19 protein-coding genes and 1 pseudogene are annotated in these 20,180 nt (G+C 58.7%); 5 read left to right on the forward strand and 15 right to left on the reverse strand.

The annotated features are described in order from the left end of the window. Window positions 1–755: pseudogene (locus CWI75_RS17615) on the forward strand (IS3 family transposase); the annotation flags it as partial. Window positions 756–890: 135 nt separating this feature from the next. On the opposite strand, the gene CWI75_RS17620 reads toward CWI75_RS17615, so the two are convergent. The 8 genes from CWI75_RS17620 to yrfG form a co-directional block, all read right to left on the reverse strand. Continuing rightward, window positions 891–1,919, reverse strand: a complete 1,029-nt coding sequence (locus CWI75_RS17620; RefSeq protein WP_101522851.1) for a hypothetical protein — start codon at window positions 1,917–1,919, stop codon at window positions 891–893. 142 nt (window positions 1,920–2,061) lie between these two features. After that, a complete protein-coding gene (locus CWI75_RS17625) occupies window positions 2,062–3,006 on the reverse strand; it encodes a glycosyltransferase family 2 protein (RefSeq protein ID WP_101522852.1) in 945 nt (314 codons plus the stop codon). Next, on the reverse strand, window positions 3,006–4,070 hold the full coding sequence (locus CWI75_RS17630) for a glycosyltransferase family 2 protein (protein ID WP_101522853.1): 1,065 nt from the start codon (window positions 4,068–4,070) through the stop codon (window positions 3,006–3,008). Before CWI75_RS17630 ends, CWI75_RS17625 begins: the two co-directional genes overlap by 1 nt. Beyond that, window positions 4,040–4,966, reverse strand: a complete 927-nt coding sequence (locus tag CWI75_RS17635) for an NAD-dependent epimerase/dehydratase family protein (protein WP_101522854.1) — start codon at window positions 4,964–4,966, stop codon at window positions 4,040–4,042. Before CWI75_RS17635 ends, CWI75_RS17630 begins: the two co-directional genes overlap by 31 nt. Then, window positions 4,959–6,074: a glycosyltransferase family 4 protein gene (locus CWI75_RS17640; RefSeq protein ID WP_101522855.1), complete on the reverse strand. Its 1,116-nt coding sequence runs from the start codon at window positions 6,072–6,074 to the stop codon at window positions 4,959–4,961. Before CWI75_RS17640 ends, CWI75_RS17635 begins: the two co-directional genes overlap by 8 nt. 38 nt (window positions 6,075–6,112) lie before the next feature. Continuing rightward, window positions 6,113–8,053, reverse strand: coding sequence for a 1-deoxy-D-xylulose-5-phosphate synthase (dxs, locus tag CWI75_RS17645; RefSeq protein ID WP_101522856.1), 1,941 nt, complete (start codon window positions 8,051–8,053; stop codon window positions 6,113–6,115). Window positions 8,054–8,106: 53 nt separating this feature from the next. Further along, window positions 8,107–8,493, reverse strand: a complete 387-nt coding sequence (locus CWI75_RS17650) for an RNA-binding S4 domain-containing protein (protein ID WP_206604788.1) — start codon at window positions 8,491–8,493, stop codon at window positions 8,107–8,109. A 5-nt stretch (window positions 8,494–8,498) separates the two neighbouring features. Further along, window positions 8,499–9,188 carry a GMP/IMP nucleotidase gene (gene yrfG / locus CWI75_RS17655; protein ID WP_101522858.1) on the reverse strand — a complete coding sequence of 230 codons (690 nt, stop codon included), beginning with the start codon at window positions 9,186–9,188 and terminating at the stop codon, window positions 8,499–8,501. 105 nt (window positions 9,189–9,293) lie between these two features. Here yrfG and cysQ point away from each other — a divergent pair, with 105 nt between their 5' ends. The 3 genes from cysQ (at window position 9,294) to CWI75_RS17670 (ending at window position 11,461) form a co-directional block, all read left to right on the forward strand. Continuing rightward, window positions 9,294–10,163, forward strand: a complete 870-nt coding sequence (cysQ, locus tag CWI75_RS17660; RefSeq protein WP_241521292.1) for a 3'(2'),5'-bisphosphate nucleotidase CysQ — start codon at window positions 9,294–9,296, stop codon at window positions 10,161–10,163. 80 nt (window positions 10,164–10,243) lie between these two features. Next, complete coding sequence (locus CWI75_RS17665; protein WP_241521293.1) at window positions 10,244–10,492, forward strand: YdcH family protein; 249 nt, start codon at window positions 10,244–10,246, stop codon at window positions 10,490–10,492. A 75-nt stretch (window positions 10,493–10,567) separates the two neighbouring features. Then, complete coding sequence (locus tag CWI75_RS17670; protein WP_101522860.1) at window positions 10,568–11,461, forward strand: MBL fold metallo-hydrolase; 894 nt, start codon at window positions 10,568–10,570, stop codon at window positions 11,459–11,461. Window positions 11,462–11,523: 62 nt separating this feature from the next. On the opposite strand, the gene CWI75_RS17675 is transcribed toward CWI75_RS17670, so the two are convergent. Beyond that, window positions 11,524–11,988 carry a methylated-DNA--[protein]-cysteine S-methyltransferase gene (locus CWI75_RS17675; RefSeq protein ID WP_101522861.1) on the reverse strand — a complete coding sequence of 155 codons (465 nt, stop codon included), beginning with the start codon at window positions 11,986–11,988 and terminating at the stop codon, window positions 11,524–11,526. A gap of 137 nt (window positions 11,989–12,125) precedes the next feature. On the opposite strand from CWI75_RS17675, the gene CWI75_RS17680 reads away from it, so the two are divergent. After that, window positions 12,126–13,364 carry a sterol desaturase family protein gene (locus CWI75_RS17680; RefSeq protein ID WP_101522862.1) on the forward strand — a complete coding sequence of 413 codons (1,239 nt, stop codon included), beginning with the start codon at window positions 12,126–12,128 and terminating at the stop codon, window positions 13,362–13,364. A 38-nt stretch (window positions 13,365–13,402) separates the two neighbouring features. Here CWI75_RS17680 and CWI75_RS17685 read toward each other — a convergent pair whose 3' ends face one another. From CWI75_RS17685 to CWI75_RS17710, 6 genes are all read right to left on the reverse strand, one after another. Beyond that, window positions 13,403–13,891, reverse strand: coding sequence for a hypothetical protein (locus tag CWI75_RS17685; RefSeq protein ID WP_146003628.1), 489 nt, complete (start codon window positions 13,889–13,891; stop codon window positions 13,403–13,405). A 120-nt stretch (window positions 13,892–14,011) separates the two neighbouring features. After that, window positions 14,012–14,362: a hypothetical protein gene (locus tag CWI75_RS17690; RefSeq protein WP_101522864.1), complete on the reverse strand. Its 351-nt coding sequence runs from the start codon at window positions 14,360–14,362 to the stop codon at window positions 14,012–14,014. A 4-nt stretch (window positions 14,363–14,366) separates the two neighbouring features. Beyond that, entirely contained in the window at window positions 14,367–15,281 is a 915-nt protein-coding gene (locus tag CWI75_RS17695) for a hydroxymethylglutaryl-CoA lyase (protein WP_101522865.1), read from the reverse strand. Beyond that, window positions 15,282–17,285: an acetyl/propionyl/methylcrotonyl-CoA carboxylase subunit alpha gene (locus CWI75_RS17700; protein WP_101522866.1), complete on the reverse strand. Its 2,004-nt coding sequence runs from the start codon at window positions 17,283–17,285 to the stop codon at window positions 15,282–15,284. A 2-nt stretch (window positions 17,286–17,287) separates the two neighbouring features. Further along, window positions 17,288–18,079 (reverse strand): enoyl-CoA hydratase/isomerase family protein, encoded by a 792-nt coding sequence (locus tag CWI75_RS17705; RefSeq protein ID WP_101522867.1) that lies wholly within the window; start codon window positions 18,077–18,079, stop codon window positions 17,288–17,290. A gap of 491 nt (window positions 18,080–18,570) precedes the next feature. After that, window positions 18,571–20,178, reverse strand: a complete 1,608-nt coding sequence (locus CWI75_RS17710; RefSeq protein ID WP_101522868.1) for a carboxyl transferase domain-containing protein — start codon at window positions 20,176–20,178, stop codon at window positions 18,571–18,573. Between the last annotated feature and the right edge of the window lie 2 nt (window positions 20,179–20,180).

The raw sequence follows: 20,180 nt of genomic DNA on the forward strand, positions 1-20,180 counted from the left end.
TAACCCTCTACTCAAAAGGGCGATTAAAAATGGGGGGATTACACTATCGCTATCACGCAACACTTGATGGTGAAAACGCCCTGGTTGCTGACTGGTTACTAAAGCTCACGCAGACGCACAAACGCTGGGGCTTTGGTATGTTTTCTGTATCTGCGCAATGTGAAGGGCTACGCCTGGAACCACAAGCTTGTGTACCGCATCTACCGGGAGTTAGAATTGATCCTGCGTATCAAGCCCAGACGCTGAATCAAGCGCGACTATCCTGGGGCATTGGATGTGCCGACTGCGCCAGGTCTGGTCCATGGACTTCATGAGTGATCAGCTCGCCAGTGGCAAGACCTTCCGAACATTTAACGTGATTGACGACTACAACCGAGAAGCCCTCGCTATTGAAGTGGACTTGTCCTTGCCTTCACTGCGCCTGATTCGCGCGCTGGACCAAATGATCGAATGGCGGAGAAAACCAGCGGCAATTCGCTGTGAAAGCGGCCCGGAGTATATTTCGCAGTCCCTGTGGACTGGGTCAGCAAGAATATGATTACTCTGATCTACATCCAGCCTGGCACGCTAACTCAGAATGCTTATATTGAACGTTTCAATCGTACCGCACGGCATGAATGGCTGGATCTGCATGAGTTCAACGCGTCGCCCACGCCCAGCTCTTAGCCACTCAGTGGCTTTGGCAATACAATAACGAACGACCAAACACGGCGATCAGAGGGACACCTCCAACTCAGCCGCAGCAACCAGTATAACCCTCTACTCAAGCGGGCGATTAAAAATGGGGAGATTACAATCTTATTAGAGCAAATGAAGGTCGAATTTTTCAGAAAAGCAACAGTTGGTGTAAGTCAAAATAAAGCTAGCGCGAATAGTGTGCTTGCAAGTCGTCACCTCAAAATCTCTACCCCCATATTGTCAAAGCAGCTTTTTATTTGGCAAAGCGCGGTCTCGTCTTTATTGTATTTTTCCGGCATGATCGCAATGCATTCAACGTGTGGCATCATTCTCTTAATGTTCGCGAGTGCGCTGCTGAAAAAGCTTAGGACAATAGTTGGTGAATATACCATGGCGGTGAGTTCGGCAGCATCTGAGGGATCAACCTCTTCGAGGCGCTGTTTAAATGCATTCACATTCAAGCCGGAGTGAATTGCGGGGTGACGTTTTAATATGATTCTCTCCGAACGATAACTATTTACGTAATCATACATTTTTTTTCGCATTTCTTTGCAGTGTTCAGGTCTAAGAACACTCTCTATATTCTGATCAAGAACCAGCAATCGATGACCCTTATCTAGCCTTGGGGGGGAACTAGATATATTGAGGTTTAATTTGCATAGCTTGTTAAAGCGTTCTGGCATATAGACTAAACTTGGATCTAAAAAGAAACCAGAGTCCATCCTGCGTACGTTAATTCCACTGAAATGTCCATCATAATCAGAGTAACTGAATCCCAGAATGGGTGCCTGCCAGACGTGCATTCGCGATTTCCGCTTTATAAAGCCGATATTCTTGGAATTATAATAGCTGCCAAGACCATCTTCTAAGATGTTTACACGATGGTTGCCGTTCGCGAACATCAAGCTATTGCATATAATACAGTTTGGGTGTGGAGCTGTGATCGAATTTATAAGGTCATCTCTCAGTAAGTTTTTTATGAAGCGTGCTAGCCGGCGGTAGAGGGAAATTCTATCTACGAGCCTTCTTTTTTGAAAGTCGCAGTTAATCACGTCGACATTATCGGCTTCGAAGGATTTCTTTGCCATGTTGATTACAATTTGCGCGGAGTTCGTGAAATGGTTGCTCGATAGGAGCGAAGTTACAAATATTTGATGTAGTGGGGTCAGGGTCAAAAAGATATCTACGCCCGAGTTTAAGGCGTGTGGCGTATTTAAATTTTTTCTGGTGTCAATAATCATTTTCTGCACTCAAGAAACGCTAGCCGATATGCTTTTTATAAGGACGCATGTCATAGAGAAGTGCGCTATACCTTTCAATATTGACATCTCCTGCTCGGGCGCCGCTGTCAGTCAACCACACGAAATTCGACCGCTTCAGTGTTCAAGAATATTTACCCATTTTATGCTTGAAGCCGGCGGTGATGCCCTTGACCGAGTAGGTGGCAATTGCGCGGCGTTGGTTGGAATATATTAAATGAGTATATATCAACCCCAGCGAATACCAACTACTACGAATCTTCCAGCGCCAATTAATTTTTGGATCTTTGGTCAGCGCTACAAAGTTTCTTAACCGATAGTAAAGTCGTAACGGGCCGTAGAGGCTCTCATTTCTCCAGCCAAAATACCAAACGCGAACTGAGCTTTCACCTAGTCGCTGAGACATTCTGGCGGAGCCGCAACCGATCAGCTTGAATCCTAAATGCTTCGCCCTCATGCACCATTCTATATCTACGTAGTCCATGAATAAATCTTGTCGCATTGGCCCAACTTCCGAAAGAGCTTCAACAGGAATTAATGTCCCGGATGTAATGAGAGACAATGCGTCAATGTAAGGGTGCTCATCTGTTGGTAGTGTATGCGAGTAAAAAAAACGACCAGCAATTTGGGTTTGAAAAGGATATGTCAATCCAGTATGCAGGTCTGTGTAAGTTGGCCCAACAGCGGCAACCTTTCCATATCGCTGTCTGGAAATGCGATAGCACTCTAGAAGGTGGGCGACCATGTCATTATCTGGAAGGCTGTCCTGATCGCTCAATAAAAAAAAATCAGTGCCGAGCTCTCTCGCGCGTTCACAGCCTGTGTTCAATGCCTCGGCGATGCCCAGATTTTCCTGAAGGCGAATAATAATACACCGCTCACGAGCTATTGATTCCGCGCAGATTGAATCGAGTATTGGATTGTGGCTGCCAGGAGTGTTGTCAACTAAAATCACTCGATCAGTTTGTTGTAATAAGCGTTCAAGTAATGGAGTTAGTTCACTGGCCTCGGGATAGTACGTAACTACTATACTCGTCACTGTGGGCGCATGGGTTATTTGTTCGGACATCAGCTTTTGGCGCCTACGTTGATCTTGGGTACACCGTAGCGACGAAGCATGGAAAGCTTGTGTGGAATAACGGTTGAGGTGCCGAAGTAGTCCCGGAGTAATCCATTTTTATTATTCTGAAAGATCTGTCGCTTATGACGAAGTTGATTTAAGTTCCCGAACAACTCTCGATATACATTGAAGTAAATTCTCGATGCTACGCTGAAGTTTAAACGAAGCACGCTGAGTGCTAGCCCTTCAACAGTGAGGAGCAGCAAGTGGATAATTAAAAGCGGCCAAACCAATGCGGTGGGTGTCATTACATACAATGTAAATGTCTTGTTTCTTTCACTCATTATTCTTCTATTATAGCTACTGGAAAGGCGACCATCTTTGGGTTTATTCCCACCAAAGCTATGCCCCTGCCTGTGCCGATACCCACTCTCTGGAATGGCTTCTACCGGTAACGCCCAAAGCCTGGCAGCACAACACAAATAAAGATCCTCCCCGACAGACCCAAACCACTCCGGAAATCCTCCCAACCTGTCCCACGTCTCACGTTCAATCCACAAGCACGCCCCGATCACCATTGCCACGTCTCTTCGCTCGGGGTCAAGGTTGGGCACGGGGTTATAAAACGGGTCCAGCAGGCAGCCCCTGTCCACCAGGTCACCACTCTCCCAATCGTACTGGGGCAGGGTGAGAATTCCGGGGGGATTTTGCTGCTCTGCTTCGCGTGCCAGGGTGGTTAACGCATCTGAAAATAGCGCGGCGTCGTTGTTCAACAAGAGGATATATTTGCCCCTTGCGTGAGCGACCATACGCTTGTTGCTCACACAAAAACCAACATTTTCTTTGCTGGCAAGCAGTTCTACCTGCGGGTAATTGGCTCGCAGGAAGTCTACTGATTCGTCGGGGGAGGCATCGTCGTGCACTATGATCTCTACCGTAAACTCACAATCCTGTTGCAGTACGGAGTCTATGCAGGCGGCGATCAACTCCGGGCCCTGATAGTGTGCTATGCACACCGAGCACAGGGGCGCCTCTGGTCGGCCTAGTGCTGGGTGGACTCGAACCATAGCCATGTCCTTTTCAACCCTTCCTTTAACGGTACATGGGGTTTCCAGCCAAGAGTCTGGTATGCCTTTGTTGCGCTTATCAGAACTGTGCTGGCATCCACCATTCGGGTATTGGTGTAGCGTCGCTCAAGGGTGCCTCCGCTTGCCCACTCGGCTATTGCAAAGAGTTCGTTCAGGTCCACCGCTTCCCCGCTTGCGGCATTCAGGGTGCGAACTGTACCGGGCAGTGGTTGTTCCAGTGCCATAAGCGCAAGTGCTACCAGATCGTCGATGTACAGGTAGTCGCGCACTGCGGACCCATCGCCCCATATCGTGATGGGGTCGCCGCGCAGGATGCACCCAAAGGCCTTGGGTATTATGCCGAAACCGTCGCGCTCTTGCTGGCCCGGCCCGTATACATTGGAGGGGCGCAGGATAGTCGCAGTGCCGTTGAATTGTTGTGACCAGGCATGAATGAACTGTTCTGCGGCGACCTTGGCAGCACCATGATAGGACCTGGGCTGGGGTGGGGTGTCCTCGGTGGCGGCCAGTTGGGGGTGTTCGCCATAAAGCGCGCCGGCGGATGAAAAGTATATCAGCGGTAAGGTGGGGTTAGCCTGCAGTGCTTCCAGCAGTGCTGTCAGCGGTGTGAGGTTGTCAGTCACCTCGTCGACGGGGCGTCCTGCGCTGCTGCCGGGGGTGCTGGTAGCGGCCAGGTAGATAACGGCGTCCATGTCTTGCAGCAGTCCCGCCAGCTCTGCAGGGTCTGTGCAATCGCAGGCGACATGCTCTTCCACATCCAGGGTGCTGGAATATCCGCTGCGTGACACGGCTCTTACCCGGCTACCTCCTTGGGTAAAAGCCTGGCAGAGCGCCTGGCCTATGAAGCCCGTTGCGCCAATTATCAGTACACGTTCAACCATTCGTGGTATTTGCCATCTCAGTGTAGAGCGTCAGGTAGCGTTGCGCGCAATCATCCCAGGTGCCTACCTGGTCCAGAACCCAGCTCCGTGCCTGGTTGCCATAGTCCCGGTTGACCTCGATGTTATCCAGCTTTTGTAAGCTGGCGCTGTAACTGGCCTCATCATCGCACAGCTCACCACTGCTGCCCTGTTGCACCAGGCTGGCATGGGCCGGCATGTCGGAGGCGATGATCGGCAGTCCTGCCGCCATTGCCTCCAGCATCACCTGTGGCCGTCCTTCGGCGTGGCGGCTTAACGTTATAAGGCCATGCGCCTGCGGGAACCAGTGCGTGGCGAGCTGCTCTGGTGTCGCGGGGCCGTGGTAATGCACCCAGTCGGGCAGGCTTATCTGTTCCTGCATGGGGCCCAGTAGGTGCAATTGGCGGGCCTGCCCTTTGAATAATGGCTCGGACCACTCCAGAAGTGGCCCCAGCTTGTCCCGGGTTAACCGTGTTACGGCAAGCCAGGACGGCGCCTCTGTGCTGGGCTTTCGCTTGATCGCGTACCAGATGGGATCTATCCCGAACACGACCGGCTGGATGTGGGCAATATCTCCGAAGGCGGCTTCCAGTGGCGCCTGCATCCATTCCGCATTGGGGCAGATGGTAACCGTGCGCTTCCGCATAATCCGTCGTAACAGAGGCTTTACCAGAGGAAGCTTCAGGAGCTTCAGGTCAGTGCCCAACACTGTTATCAGGGCCGGCTTGCCATTTGCGGGCAGGGGTAGTGCTGTTTGCAGCCAGTTCAGGTGATACACGTCGATGTTGTCTTCCCTGTGGTACAGGGCTCGCAACATCCGCAACAGTTGTAACGGCTTGCGCACTGCATCAAGGCCTCCGCTTCGCATCACGTGGGCGATGCCGCCATCCGCCATCAGCTCGCCGAGTGTATCGCGCTCCGGATCAGTGGCCGCATAGCGCGTGGTGGAGGGAAGCATGCCGGGAGGCGCCCAGACAGACAGGTCAATTTCTTTTTTTCTATCCAGGGCGTGCACGAGGTGATGAATGAACACTCCACGCCAGTCCGCCGTGTCTGCCGGGTAGGATGTGGCGACGCAAAGAATATTCATCAGGTAGGAAGGGGGGTTTCAGGCATTCGGGAAAGCCACTATCCGGTTACCGGCACGGCATTGCGCTTGACCGCGGTGGTGGAGAGACCAATTGCGTGAAGTCGTGCATTGACTGCATCAAGGATACCATCGGCATCCAGGCCCGCTTCCCGGTGTTGCTCGGCCTGGCTTCCGTGATCCTGGAACCGGTCGGGCAGCCCGAGGTTCATGATCGAAGTGGTGAGGCCATGCGCTACCAGCAGTTCGTTTACACCCGCGCCAGCCCCGCCCGCCACCGCATTCTCCTCCAGCGTCACCAGCAGTTGGTTCTCCGCCGCCAGCTTCAACACCATTGCCTCGTCCAGCGGCTTCACCCAGCGCATATCCACTACGGTGGCATTCAGCGCATCCGCGGCCTTCAGTGCTTCGGGCAACAGGGTGCCAAAGCTCAGGATCGCCACGCGGTCGCCTTTTCGCACCTGCTCTGCTTTGCCGATTTCCAGCGCGGTCATTTCATTGGCGATGATGGCGCCGGGGCCCTGGCCGCGGGGGTATCTTATGGCGGCGGGGCCGGAGTGGTCGTAGGCGGTGTAGAGCATTTGCCGGCATTCGTTTTCGTCTGAGGGCGCGCCGATCACCATGTTGGGGATGCAGCGCAGGTAGCTCAGGTCAAAGGCGCCGTGATGGGTGGGGCCGTCCTGGCCGACCAGGCCGGCGCGGTCAATGGCGAAGGTCACGTCCAGGTTTTGCAGGGCCACGTCGTGAATGAGCTGGTCGTAGCCGCGCTGCAGGAAGGTGGAGTAAATGGCCACTACCGGTTTCAGGCCATCGCAGGCCATACCGGCGGCCAGGGTGATGGCGTGTTGTTCGGCAATGGCCACGTCGTAGTAGCGACCGGGGAAGCGCTGGGAGAATTCCACCATGCCGGAGCCTTCGCACATGGCGGGGGTGATGCCGATCAGGCGCTGGTCGGTGTTGGCGGTATCGCACAGCCAGCGGCCGAATACATCCTGGTATTTGAGCCTTTTGGGGCCGGGTGAGGGCAGGGCCTGTTGCGGCCCCCTGGGCACGGCTTCTATCTTGTTCACGGCGTGGTAGCCCACCGGGTCTGCTTCCGCCGGGGCGAAGCCCTTGCCCTTCATGGTGCGGATGTGCAGGAACTGGGGACCTTCCAGGTCTTTCATGTTTTCCATGGTCTGCAGCAGCTGGGGCAGGTCGTGGCCATCCAGCGGGCCGATGTAGTGCCAGCCCAACTCTTCGAACAGGGTGCCGGGGGCGACCATGCCCTTCATGTGTTCTTCGGTGCGTTTGGCCAGTTCCCAGGCGGGTTTCAGGCGGCTGAGCACTTTCTTGGAGCCCTCGCGCAGGGCGATGTAGGTTTTGCTGGCCCAGATCTTGGCGAAGTAGGTGGCAAGGCCGCCGGTGTTGTGGCCGATGGACATCTGGTTGTCATTGAGCACGACCAGCATGTTGGGTCGCACGTGGCCGGCATGGGCCAGGGCTTCAATGGCCATGCCGCCGGTGATGGCGCCGTCACCGATCACGGCAATCACCTTGCGGGCAATCCCCTGTTGCTGGGCGGCCAGCGCCATGCCCATTGCCGCGGAGATACTGGTGGAGGAGTGGCCCACGCCAAAAGTGTCGTAGTCGCTCTCGCTACGCTTGGGAAAGCCGGACAGTCCACCCGCCTGGCGCATGCTGTGCATCTCCTGCATCCGCCCGGTAAGTATCTTGTGGGGATAGGTCTGGTGGCCCACGTCCCAGACAATACGGTCATGGGGGGTGTTATACACCGTGTGCAGGGCGATGGTGAGTTCGACCACACCCAACCCCGCGCCAAAATGGCCGCCGGTCTGGCCGGTGGTGTAAAGCAGGAAGGCGCGTAGCTCTTCCGCCAGCTGCAGCAGCTGCTCCTGGTTCAGTTCGCGCAGGGGCTGGCCCTGATCAACCGCGTTCAGCAGGGGCGTGTCCGGCAGTGTGGTGGGTATGTCGCGTAACATCGCGGAATTCTAGCGCATTCTGACGGGAATGTGACGTTTTGTGTGTACCAACCTCAATCCCCCGTCGATGTCTTGAACCGGTGAATTTGCCGGCGCTGCTTCTTGTCCGGCTTGTGTGCCGGCCGGTCGACCATGCCCCCGGCGGCTTTGCGCGCGGCGGCCTCGCTTTCGCGCCGTTTCAGGCTGGCTTCGGTCTCCTGGTACAGCAGCTGCGCCTCGGGTGCGCCACGGCGCTGGTCGGAGAGGGCGGCGACTACAATTTCGCGCTGGTCGTAGCCCTGGCGCACTTCCAGGCGGTCGCCCACGGTGATTTCCTTGGACACCTTCACCCGCTGGCCATCCAGCTGCACCTTGCCGCCCTCGATGGCGGCCTTGGCCAGGCTGCGGGTTTTGAAAAACCGCGCGGCCCAGAGCCATTTGTCCACCCGGACCTTGCTGATCTCATTCATACCGGGGTGGGCTCCGCTTGCGCCAGGCCGAGTGCGCCGGGCATGATTTCGTCAAAGTGGTGAATGCCGGGGAAACGGGTGTCGATGCGCAGCTGGTGGCGGCTGTCGGGCTGCAGCAGGGTGAGCAGGTGGGCGATGCCGTAGCGGTGGGCCGAGTCCAGCACACTCTCGGTGTCATCAATCAGCAGGGTGCGCGCCGGGTCGAAGGGGTGCAGGGCCTGCAGGTTATGCCAGAAGGCCTGGTCTTCTTTGGGGGCGTTCAATTCGTGGGATACCACCATGTGGTCAAACCAGGGGGTGATATCCACCTGCGCCATCTTGATATCCAGGGTCTTGCGGTGCGCGTTGGTAACCATAACCACTTCGCAGGGGCCGGCGTGCAGCTGCTGTAAAACCTCCAGCGCAAAGGGGCGCAGGCGGATCATGTGCCGCAACTCCTGTTTGAGCGCGGGAATATCCATCTCCAGCTGGCTGCTCCAGTAATCCAGCGAATACCAGTCCAGGGTACCCTGCAAGCTGCCGAAACGACCGTGCAGGGTGGTGCTGGCACTGGCCTCGGGGATGCCGTTTTTCTCGGCATACAGGCGCGGCAGATGGTCCATCCAGAAATGGTTGTCGAAGTGCAGGTCCAGCAGGGTACCGTCCATGTCCAGCAAAACCGTGTCGATGTTGTCCCAGTTGATCATAGTCAGGAGTCACCGTGGCTGTGGGCGGCGTATTATGCGCCTTTTTGCCGCGGTTTGCGATTTGGAGGGTGCTACAATACTGCTTTTGGACGGCGGGAACGGCGCGTGCAAGACTTAAGCTACCTCATCAAGCCCCTGCTGCGCCTGTGTTACGACGCGGGGGAGCTGATTTGTGCGCATTATCACGCGCCCGGTGACTCCGGGTTGCAGGCCAAGGCTGACGAGTCCCCCCTTACCCACGCCGATCTCGACTCCCACATCCACCTGCGCGAGCAGCTGGCGGCGCTGACGCCGGGCTGGCCGCTGTTATCCGAGGAATCCTCTCCTGCCGAGAAGGCGCAACGCCACGGCTGGCAGCGCTTCTGGCTGGTGGACCCGCTGGACGGCACCAAGGAGTTTGTTGACGGTACCGGTGAGTTCACCATCAATATCGCCCTTATTGATGATCACCGTCCGGTGTTGGGGGTGTTGTATGTGCCCCTGCAAAAAACCGCCTATGTCGGCATTCCCGGCCAGTTGGCGGCGCGTTATACCCATGCGGAAGGTGAGACCTGGCAGCAGCACACGCTGGCAATACGCCGCCTTGACGATAATGTGCCGTTGACGGTACTGGCCAGCCGGCGGCACCGCAGCCCGCGATTGCACACGGTTCTGGACTGGCTGGAGGCTCGCCGCGGGCCCCTCGAGCGGGATAACAGCGGCAGTGCGCTCAAGTTCTGCCACCTGGCGGAGGGCCGGGGTGACTTTTATCCCCGCTTTTCGCCCTGCAGTGAATGGGATGTGGCGGCGGGCCAGGCGGTGGTGGAAGCGGCCGGCGGCAGTGTGCTGGGCATGGATGGCAAGCCCTTGCGCTATAATTGCCGCAAGACACTGTTAAGCCCGCATTTTTATGCCATCGGCGATGCCGGCCACCCCCTGTGGCGCGATTTGCTGGCCAGCACCCCGGAATTTGAAGGCGCGGCGCCCGCTTCCTGAGGCAGAGCTTGTGTCGGTAATCCATGAGGGTATAAAGTTACCCGTTATCCTGTCAGCGCAGCGCTGGAGCCAGTGCCAAGATGAATCAGCCACCCCGGAACCCGCCCGGTAACCACCGGGAAGACGCCGCCAACGAGGACATCTCCCCGGCGATGCGCCTGCTCCAGTTGATGGCGCGGCATCGGGCACTGGACGAAAAAATCGCCGAGCTGTACGAGTTTCCCTACAAAAACCAGATTCTGCTGCAGCGCCTGAAGAAGGAGAAGCTACAGTTGAAGGACGCGATTGAATACCTCAAGGACGAGCTGATACCGGATCTCAACGCCTGAAGCCCGACCGGCTCACCTGTGTGTTGGCCGCAAACCGGTCGGCGCATCCACAAGAACGACACAGGAGCACGTATTATGCGCAAACCTGGCCTGCTTACTCTTGTCGCCTGCTGCATGCTGGCGCTGCCCGCGATTGCGGACAATCATGATGAGTCGCCCTCGGTAAAGGTCACCGCCCTGGAGGGCCCGCTTTACCTGCTGCAGGGCCGCGGGGGCAATGTGGTTGCCTCGGTTGGGGACGATGGTGTGCTGATGATTGATGACGACTACCGCGAAATGGCGCCCGCCTATGTGGACGCGCTGGAATCCCTCGCAGGGGAGGGGGCCAGCCCAGCCTTTGTACTGAATACCCACTGGCACCTGGATCACACAGGTGGTAACCGCTTATGGGGCGAGCGCGGGGCTGTCATTGTGGCCCACACCAATGTGCGCAAGCGCATGGGGAGCCGGCAGGAAATGAAGGCCATGAACCGGGTGATTGAGGCCAGCCCTGCCAGTGCGCTGCCGGTCGTCACCTTCGATGATTCCCTGGCGGTCCATTTCAATGGTGATGACCTTGAGGTACAACACTACGCCGCCGGCCATACCGACGGCGACAGCGTGGTATATTTCACCGGCCAGAACGTGTTGCACATGGGCGACCTGTTCTTCAACGGTCGTTTTCCCTTTGTGGATATTGGCTCCGGGGGCACGGTGCCCGGTTATAAGGCCGCGGTAACCGACATACTCACCCGGGTGGATAACGCGACCGTGATCGTGCCCGGCCACGGCGCCCTGGCCAACAAGGCGGACCTGCTGAGCTATCTCAATATGCTCAATACCACTACCGCCCTGGTACGCGACAAGCTGGCCGCCGGGGAGTCGGTGGAGAGTATCATTGAGGAGGGCCTGGGCGACGAGTGGGAAGGCTGGGGTAGCGGCTTTATCGATGAGGCAACCTGGATCGGGTTTATTGCCAACAGCCCCTGATCGCACAGGCCAAAATCAGCCCGGTGTGCTGCGTGGGGGCTCTTAAGTAATTGCCGGGCCCCTTAACAAGCACGCCCTTCAATCGCCAGCAGTTGCCGCTTTAGCGGCAGCCCGCCGCCAAAGCCGGTGAGGGAGCCATCGGCGCCGATCACCCGGTGGCAGGGCACCACGATAGGCAGCGGATTGCGGCCATTTGCACCACCCACGGCACGCACCGCTTTGGGATTATTGATCGCCAGGGCGATATCCCGGTAACTGCGCACTTCACCAAAGGGAATTTGCCGCAGGGCCTGCCAGACGCTTTGCTGGAAGGGCGTACCCTTGCCCGCCAGCGGCAGGCTGAAGTCCCGGCGCTGCCCATTAAAATATTCCTGTAGCTGTTTTTTTGCCGCCTTCAGTACCGGCTCCGGTTGCGAGCTATTGGCTTCACCGCTGTGGTGATCGGGGAAGTGGATCGCCACCAGGTGTTCGCCTTCGCTTACCAGCTGCAGCGGCCCCAATGGGCTGTCCATGATGATTGCGGGCATAATAACGCCTCCGTGGGCGAGTTAGCGGGCAGTAACCGGTTGATACCCTGGCGATCCCGGGTGGGCTATACTGGCGCCATTAACGTGTGACAATAATCCCGGCTGTGCCCGGGAGTCAATTGCGCAGGAACTTGCTCATGGATTTATTGGTTTACGCAGTGCCCTTCTTTGTGCTCGCCATGCTGGTGGAGCTGGCGTATGGCTGGCGCAAGCAACGCAACACCTATCGCCTTAACGACAGTGTCGGCAGCCTGTTTCTGGGTACCCTCAGTGAGGCCCAGCGGTTCCTGACCCTGGGGGCCGGCGGCTACGTGTACTACCTGATTACCGAGTACTTTTCACTGCCGCTGATGGATGCCGGCCACTGGCTTACCTGGCTGCTGGCCTTCGTGCTCTATGATTTCTGCTATTACTGGCTGCACCGCATGGGCCACGAACGCACTATCCTCTGGGCAGCCCACGTGGCCCATCACCAGAGCGAGGAGTACAACCTGAGTACCGCGCTGCGCCAGACCAGCACCGGCTTCCTGTTGGGCTGGCTGTTCTATATCCCCATGTTCCTGCTGGGGATTCCGGCGGAAGTGGTGGTCACGGTGGGCGCCCTGAATCTCATCTACCAGTTCTGGGTGCACACCCGGCACGTGCCCAAGCTGGGCTGGTATGAGTGGGTTTTTGTCACCCCCTCCAACCACCGGGTTCATCACGCGCAGAATGACATTTACCTGGACCGCAATTACGGGGGCGTATTTATTCTCTGGGACCGGATATTCGGCACCTTTCAGGAGGAGCTGGACGAGGAACCCTGTATTTATGGTATTCGCGGGCCGCTCCGGTCCTTCAGCCCGGTGAAGGCGCTTACCCACATTTACGTCGATATGGCCAGGGACAGCTGGCATGCGCGCCGCTGGCAGGACAAGCTCAAGGTCTGGGTGGCCCGCAATGGCTGGCGTCCGGAGGACGTGGCCCAACGGTTCCCGCGGCCCAAGAGCGAGCTGGCGGATTTTGAGAAATACGACCCCGCAATACCCGCGTCCGTGGCCTGGTATGCCTTCTTCCAGTTGATGGCCGTGGTGGTGGTGCTCAACACCCTGCAGCTGGGCGAAGTCGCCTATTCGATAGCGGCGCTGGTGATAGCGGGCTTGCTGGCGACAACAGTGACCACTGCCCTGTGGCTGGACGGAGGCGAGCCATCGCGAGTATTGCGCTGGGACGTTTTGCGGCTGGCGGGCATTGCCGGGTTACTGGCGAGCGGCTGGTTGCTGGGCTCCGCTGAACCGATAATGCCGGTAATAGCAGGCTACCTGCTGCTTAACCTGCTGTGGCTGCCGGTATTTATGAAGCCGTTGCTGCGCCGCGCCGCCACCCAGCCGGTGTAGCGGCGCCAGGTATTTCCTCCGGCGTAAGGAGCTCGATACTAATACTGTCTGCCTTTACCCTTGCCGTTGCCCTGGTGCATGCCGCCGCGCTCCCCGGGCATTTCGTCGGGCATTGAGCGGCCCTGTTCCTTGGCGCGCTCCTTCATTTTTTCGTGGTGTTGTTTCCGGTATTCCATGCGCTCTTCTTCGCTCTTCATGGACTGCATCGCTTCGCGGTGCTCCCGACGCTCTTTCTCTGTCATCATTTCCGACCCGTAAGTCTGCCCTCGCTCCTTGGCGCGTTCCTTCATTTTTTCATGATGCTTTTTCATGTACTCCCGGCGTTCTTCCTCGCTCTTCATGGATTGCATCGCTTCGCGGTGCTCCCGGCGCTCTTCCGCTGTCATCATTTTCGAGCCGTAATCCTGCTCGCGTTCATCACTCCGTGGCTCTGCCCGGCTTTGGTCCTGCTCCTGGGCCTGGCTCATTGCCGGCTGCAGGCAAATCATGGCGCCGGCGAGAAACAGGTAAGGTAAAGATGCTTTCATGGTGGGGCCCTCATAGCGAAGATTGCTAATCGATTGCGCACCTGAATGACCGTGCGTAAGCAACAAGCATAGTCTCTTTTCAGCAGACCGCTTTTGCCGGGAGATAGTTGTAGGAGTAATTCAGATGCTGGGATGGTAACGCACCGCCCACAGGGCGCGTGCGCAGAGAATCACCACCAGCAGGTCAGAAGCGGTGCGCAATAACTGCAGTGGTGTCCATGGCCAGGGCAGTCCCTGTACCACCGGCAGTATGGCGAAGGTGCCGCAGATACCGATAGTCATGAACAGGGTGAAGCGTGAGCGCCCGAACAGGCCGATGGCGAGCAACAGATAAATGCTGCCACTCAGGGCCATGAGCAGGATCTCGTCGGTGAGCCGGAAGCGCCACAAGCCGCTGATCTGCCATACGCCGCTGACGGTCACGATTGCCGCGGCGCTGTAACGCTGGATTTTTACTGGCCGCTCAAGCATCTGTTTATTCCCCGCTGTGGCTCCCGCTGGCAAGGGCCCTGGCAACCTTTGAGCCGCTGGTACGCCCGAGTGCAGCGGATATCCTGTTGCCGGCGGCAACCAGCGCCGGCAGGTTGATGCCGGTGCCGATATCCAGCCCATTGAGCATATAAACTACATCCTCGGTGGCGACATTACCCGAGGCACCCCGGGCATAGGGACAACCGCCGAGGCCCGCGACAGAGGCATCAATGGTGCCGATGCCGTGCTGTAGCGCTACCAGTATATTGGCCAGCGCCTGGCCGTAGGTATCGTGGCAGTGAATCGCCAGCTGCGCGGGCGCCGTATCCGCCAGTATGACCTCCAGCAGTTTCCGCATGCTGCCTGGGGTGCCGGTGCCAATGGTATCGCCCAGTGACACTTCATAACAGCCCATTCCCAGCAGGGCGCGGGTGACCTGTGCCACCGCCCCGGGTGCAATCTCCCCCTCATAGGGGCATCCTAAAACGCACGACACATAGCCGCGCACCGGCAGGCCCGCGGACTTCGCGGCGGCCATCACCGGCTCAAAGCGCTGCAGGCTGTCGCTGATGCTGCAATTGATATTTCTTTGGGAGAAAGACTCCGAGGCTGCGCCAAATACCGCCACTTCATCCGCGCCGGCCGCCAGCGCCCGTTCAAAGCCCCGTAGGTTCGGGGTCAGGGCGCTATAGCGCACTCCGGGGCGTCTGTTGAGGCCGGCAAAGACCGCATCGCTGTCCGCCATCTGCGGAATCCATTTCGGGTTCACGAAACTGCCTGCCTCAATGACGCGCAGGCCAGCGTCGGCAAGATCGTCCAGCAGCTGCAGCTTGGCCGCCAGGGGTATGGTGCCCGGTTCATTCTGCAGGCCGTCCCGCGGGCCGACCTCCACCAGGGTGACGCGTGTGGGCAGGGCCATTTACGCACCCTCCTCGGTAGGGGTGAAGGCCAGCAACTCGGCACCGCCGGCCACCAGGTCGCCCGCCTTGAAATAGAACTGCTCAACCACACCGGCGCTGGGCGCGCGTATTGTGTGCTCCATCTTCATTGCCTCCATGACCAGCAGGGGAGTCTTTGCGTCAACCAGGCTGCCGGCCTCAACCAGCAGGGTCACCACGGTACCGTTCATCGGCGCTGCAAGGCCGCCTTTTGCTGTGCTTTCATCGGCCTCACCGGTGTCGGGCTTTATGTGGCGGAAGTGACAGGCGCCGTCCGCCAGGTACAGGGTATAGCCATCTTCCGTTTGCGCAAGGGTACCGCGCTGGCGGTGACCGGCGAGCTCCAGGTGCAGCTGGTCTGCCTCCAGGCAGCCCCGCAGGAGTGCGCTGCGGCCATTGCCGTTGACCCGATAGCTGCCGTCCCGGAGTTGCTCCACTGTTACCGGGAAGGTCTGCTGGTGCAGTTGCAGCACAAAATGATGGGCATGGGGTTCGTTCAGGCGCCAGCCGTTACCGCTGTGCCAGGGCGACCAGGGATCGGTGCAGGAGCGTCGTTCAGTCTGCTGTTGCTGGTGCAGCAGCAGCGCCAGTGCCGCCAGCGGCAGTTCCCGCTCCAGGTCCTGGGGCCGTTTGCGGAACACAAGGTCGTTGTGGCGCTCGATAAAACCGGTATCCAGCTCGGCACGCTGGAAGGGCCCCGAGCTTGCCAGGTTGTAGAGGAAATCCAGATTGGTGATGGTGCCGCCAATGCGGTACTCCGCCAGCGCGGTGGTGAGCCGTTGCAGGGCGCGCTCGCGGGATTCATCCCAGACAATGAGTTTGGCAATCATCGGATCGTAATAAACGCTGATTTCGTCACCCTGCTGCACGCCGGTATCCACCCGCACATGCAGTGACTCTGCCGGTGGTTGCAGATAGGCCAGGTTGCCGGTCACCGGCAGAAAATCGTTATCCGGGTCTTCCGCGTAAATGCGGGCCTCAAAGGCGTGGCCGTGCACGGTCACTTGGGCCTGCGCCAACGGCAGCGGTTCACCGGCGGCCACGCGCAATTGCCATTCCACCAGGTCCTGCCCGGTCACCATTTCGGTAACGGGGTGTTCCACCTGCAGGCGGGTATTCATCTCCATGAAATAGAAGCTGCCGTCTTCATCCAGCAGAAACTCCACCGTGCCCGCGCCGCGGTAGTCAATGGCCTGGGCGGCCTGCACCGCGGTATTGCCCATGGCTTCGCGCAGGGCGGCGGTCATGCCCGGGGCCGGCGCCTCTTCAATCACCTTTTGATGTCGGCGTTGCACCGAGCAATCCCGCTCCGCCAGGTAAATGCCGTTGCCATGGTTGTCGCAGAACACCTGCACTTCCACGTGGCGGGGTTTGGTCAGGTATTTCTCCACCAGCATGGTGGCATCGCCAAAACTGGCACTGGATTCACGCTGGGCGGCGGCGAGCGCCTCGTCGAATTCGGCCCCCGACCAGACCTGGCGCATGCCCTTGCCGCCACCGCCGGCGGTGGCCTTGAGCAGCACCGGGTAACCCATTTTTTCGGCCTCTGCGCGCAGCAGTTCCGGGCTCTGGTCCGCATCGTGGTAACCCGGTACCAGGGGCACGCCGGCGGCGCCCATGATGTGCTTGGCGGCGGATTTGGAACCCATGGCTTCAATGGCGGCAGTGGGCGGACCGACAAAACAAATATCGTTATCCGCACAGGCCCGGGCAAAACCCGCGTTTTCCGACAGAAAGCCGTATCCCGGGTGAATGGCCCCGGCGCCGGTGCTGCGTGCGGCCTCGATAATCTTTTCAATCACCAGGTAGCTCTCCCGCGCCGGAGCCGGGCCGATATGCACGGCCTCGTCCGCCAGCTGGACATGCAGTGCATCGCGGTCCGCATCGGAGTACACCGCAACAGTGGCAATGCCCAGGCGACGCGCGGTCTTGATAATGCGGCAGGCGATCTCGCCACGGTTGGCTATCAACAATTTGTTAAACATGTTCAGTTCCCGAGCCAGTTGGGTTTACGTTTTTCCAGGAAGGCGGCAAGCCCCTCCTGGCCTTCGTGGGATACGCGGATGTGGGCAATACGGGCGCAGGTATCTTCTATCAGGCTGCCGTTGAGTTCCTGCCCGGCCACATCCCTGATCAGGTCCTTGGCGGCACGCACGGCCTTCGGGCCGTTCGCCAGTAACGCGTCCACCAGTGCGTTGACTTCGCTGTCCAGCGCCTCCTCATCGGCTATCTCGGTAATCAGTTCCATTTGCAGCGCTCGATGTGCATCAAAACGCTCGCCGGTGAGGAAGTACCGGCGCGCGGCGCGTTCTCCAATCGCCCTGATCACATAGGGGCTGATGGTGGCGGGTATCAGGCCGATCTTCACCTCTGACAGCGAGAAGCTGGCGCCCCGGGTTGCCACCGCCATATCGCAGCAGCTCACCAGCCCCACCGCGCCCCCGAATGCGGCACCCTGCACCCGGGCAATGGTGGGCTGGGGCAGCTCGAACAGGGCTTTCAGCATGCCCGCCAGTCCCTCGGCGTCGCGCAGGTTGTGGCCGTAATCGTAGCCGGCCATGCGTTTCATGTAGTCGAGGTCCGCACCGGCGGAGAAGTTCTTGCCATTGGAGGCGAGCACCACCACGCGCACATCGTCGCGTTCGGCCAGTGCGTCAAACACGCGACGGAGTTCGGCGATGATGGTGTCGTCGAAGGCATTGTGCTTGTCGGGATTGTTGAGTGTCACCGTGGTGATGCCGCGGGGATCGGTGTGGGTGATGACTGTGTCGGTGTTCATAGTGTGTGGCCCCTGGTTGATAATGTTTTTAACGAGTTCGATATTGTTCTTAACGCCTTTGGGCGCTGGCACTGGAAGAATGCGCGGGGGCAGACGGGACACGCCACAAGTACGTCCCTGTAGGCTCGGCGGCGGCCCTCCATGGCCGCCGACGGTCCCGTCTACCCCCGCGCATCCTCCCATTGCCTCGAATTCCGTACTTCGATAAGCATTTCGATAATTTTCCCGAATCAGAATCCCGCGCTACGTCCAGATCCTCCGAACCACAATCTCGCGCGAGGTTCAGGTCCCCAGAAACAGAATTCCGCGCGGGATTCAGGGTCCGGGGGTTGTACAGCCTGTCCGGGAATGTCTTCGGCCATGGAAGGCCGAAGTCAAGCGCACATGGATGTGCTCGTAGCGGTTCCCGGACAGGCTGTACAACCCCCGGGCCCGCCCTACAACGCTCCATTCCCAGATCCCCCGCAACCTCACAAACCCCGGGCAGAGCGTCACATCCGCAACACCCCAAACCGCGACTCCTCCACCGGCGCATTCAACGCCGCCGATAACGACAGCCCCAACACCATCCGCGTGTCGGCCGGGTCAATCACCCCGTCATCCCACAACCGCGCGGACGCAAAATACGGATGCCCCTGCTCCTCATACAAATCCAGCACTGGCTGCTTGAACGCGGCTTCTTCTTCTGCTGACATCGCCTTGCCCTCCCGGGCCAGCTGATCCTGCTTCACCGTGGCGAGAACTCCCGCGGCCTGTTCGCCACCCATCACCGAGATGCGCGCATTCGGCCACATGAACAGAAAGCGCGGGTCATAGGCGCGGCCGCACATGGCGTAATTGCCGGCGCCGAAAGAGCCGCCGATCATCACCGTGAACTTGGGCACATTGGCGCAGGCCACCGCGTGAACCATCTTGGCGCCGTGCTTGGCGATACCGCCGGCCTCGTACTGCTTGCCGACCATGAAACCGGTGATGTTCTGCAGGAATACCAACGGGATCTTGCGCTGGGCGCACAGCTCGACGAAATGCGCACCCTTGAGTGCGGATTCCCCGAACAGGATTCCATTGTTGGCGATAATACCCACCGGGTAACCGTGGATGCGGGCAAAACCGCAGACCAGGCTTTCGCCGTAGAGCGCCTTGAATTCATCGAACTCGGAGCCGTCGACAACACGCATGATCACTTCGCGTACATCATAGGGCTGGCGCGTGTCGGCGGGGATGACCCCGTATAACTCAGTGGCATCATAGAGCGGCGGCACCGGTTCGCGCAGGTCCATGTTGATCGGCTTGACGCGGTTGAGCCTGTCCATGGCGCGGCGCACCAGCTCCAGGGCGTGGTGATCGTTGTTGGCGTAGTGGTCAGTGAGGCCTGAGGTGCGACAGTGCACATCGGCGCCGCCCAGCTCCTCGGCACTGACAATCTCGCCGGTGGCGGCTTTCACCAGTGGCGGCCCGCCGAGGAAGATCGTGCCCTGGTTCTTGACGATGATGGATTCGTCCGCCATTGCCGGCAGGTAGGCGCCACCGGCGGTGCAGGAACCCAGTACCGCGGCGATCTGCGGGATGCCCTTGGCGGACATGCGCGCCTGGTTATAGAAGGCGTGGCCGAAATGTTCCCGGTCCGGGAACACCTCGTCCTGCAGCGGCAGGAAGGCGCCGCCCGAGTCTACCAGGTAGATGCAGGGCAGGTGATTCTCCTCGGCAATGGTCTGGGCGCGGCCCTGCTTTTTCACCGTGAGCGGGTAATAAGTACCGCCCTTTACCGTGGCATCGTTCACAAAGATCATGCATTCCTGGCCCGCGACCCGGCCGATGCCGGTGATGATGCCGGCCCCGGGCACGTCGTCGTCATAGACCTTGTAGGCGGCCAGTTGCGACAATTCCAGGAACGGCGAGCCCGGGTCCAGGACCGCCTGCAGGCGATCCCTGGGCAGTAATTTGCCGCGGGACAGGTGGCGTTGCTGGGCCTTTTCGCCGCCACCCTCGCGTATTTTTGCCACCAGCCGGCCGAGGTCATCAACCTGGGCCTGCATGTGGTCGCTGTTGTTCTGGAAAGCCTCGTCCCGGGGGTTGAGGTTAGACTGCAGCACGGTCATGT

This window comes from Kineobactrum sediminis, from assembly GCF_002868715.1.
Taxonomy (GTDB): Bacteria; Pseudomonadota; Gammaproteobacteria; order Pseudomonadales; family Halieaceae; genus Kineobactrum; species Kineobactrum sediminis.

Excerpts from the sequence above, each read along its gene's own strand:
- CWI75_RS17630 (WP_101522853.1), bottom strand. The coding sequence starts at position 4,070 with ATGGCTATGGTTCGAGTCCACCCAGCACTAGGCCGACCAGAGGCGCCC.
- CWI75_RS17700 (WP_101522866.1), bottom strand. The coding sequence starts at position 17,285 with ATGTTTAACAAATTGTTGATAGCCAACCGTGGCGAGATCGCCTGCCGC.
- CWI75_RS17665 (WP_241521293.1), top strand. The coding sequence starts at position 10,244 with ATGAATCAGCCACCCCGGAACCCGCCCGGTAACCACCGGGAAGACGCC.
- CWI75_RS17640 (WP_101522855.1), bottom strand. The coding sequence starts at position 6,074 with ATGAATATTCTTTGCGTCGCCACATCCTACCCGGCAGACACGGCGGAC.
- CWI75_RS17690 (WP_101522864.1), bottom strand. The coding sequence starts at position 14,362 with ATGCTTGAGCGGCCAGTAAAAATCCAGCGTTACAGCGCCGCGGCAATC.
- CWI75_RS17710 (WP_101522868.1), bottom strand. The coding sequence starts at position 20,178 with ATGACCGTGCTGCAGTCTAACCTCAACCCCCGGGACGAGGCTTTCCAG.
- dxs (WP_101522856.1), bottom strand. The coding sequence starts at position 8,053 with ATGTTACGCGACATACCCACCACACTGCCGGACACGCCCCTGCTGAAC.
- CWI75_RS17695 (WP_101522865.1), bottom strand. The coding sequence starts at position 15,281 with ATGGCCCTGCCCACACGCGTCACCCTGGTGGAGGTCGGCCCGCGGGAC.
- CWI75_RS17625 (WP_101522852.1), bottom strand. The coding sequence starts at position 3,006 with ATGTCCGAACAAATAACCCATGCGCCCACAGTGACGAGTATAGTAGTT.
- CWI75_RS17670 (WP_101522860.1), top strand. The coding sequence starts at position 10,568 with ATGCGCAAACCTGGCCTGCTTACTCTTGTCGCCTGCTGCATGCTGGCG.
- CWI75_RS17620 (WP_101522851.1), bottom strand. The coding sequence starts at position 1,919 with ATGATTATTGACACCAGAAAAAATTTAAATACGCCACACGCCTTAAAC.
- CWI75_RS17675 (WP_101522861.1), bottom strand. The coding sequence starts at position 11,988 with ATGCCCGCAATCATCATGGACAGCCCATTGGGGCCGCTGCAGCTGGTA.
- CWI75_RS17635 (WP_101522854.1), bottom strand. The coding sequence starts at position 4,966 with ATGGTTGAACGTGTACTGATAATTGGCGCAACGGGCTTCATAGGCCAG.
- CWI75_RS17685 (WP_146003628.1), bottom strand. The coding sequence starts at position 13,891 with ATGAAAGCATCTTTACCTTACCTGTTTCTCGCCGGCGCCATGATTTGC.
- yrfG (WP_101522858.1), bottom strand. The coding sequence starts at position 9,188 with ATGATCAACTGGGACAACATCGACACGGTTTTGCTGGACATGGACGGT.
- CWI75_RS17705 (WP_101522867.1), bottom strand. The coding sequence starts at position 18,079 with ATGAACACCGACACAGTCATCACCCACACCGATCCCCGCGGCATCACC.
- CWI75_RS17680 (WP_101522862.1), top strand. The coding sequence starts at position 12,126 with ATGGATTTATTGGTTTACGCAGTGCCCTTCTTTGTGCTCGCCATGCTG.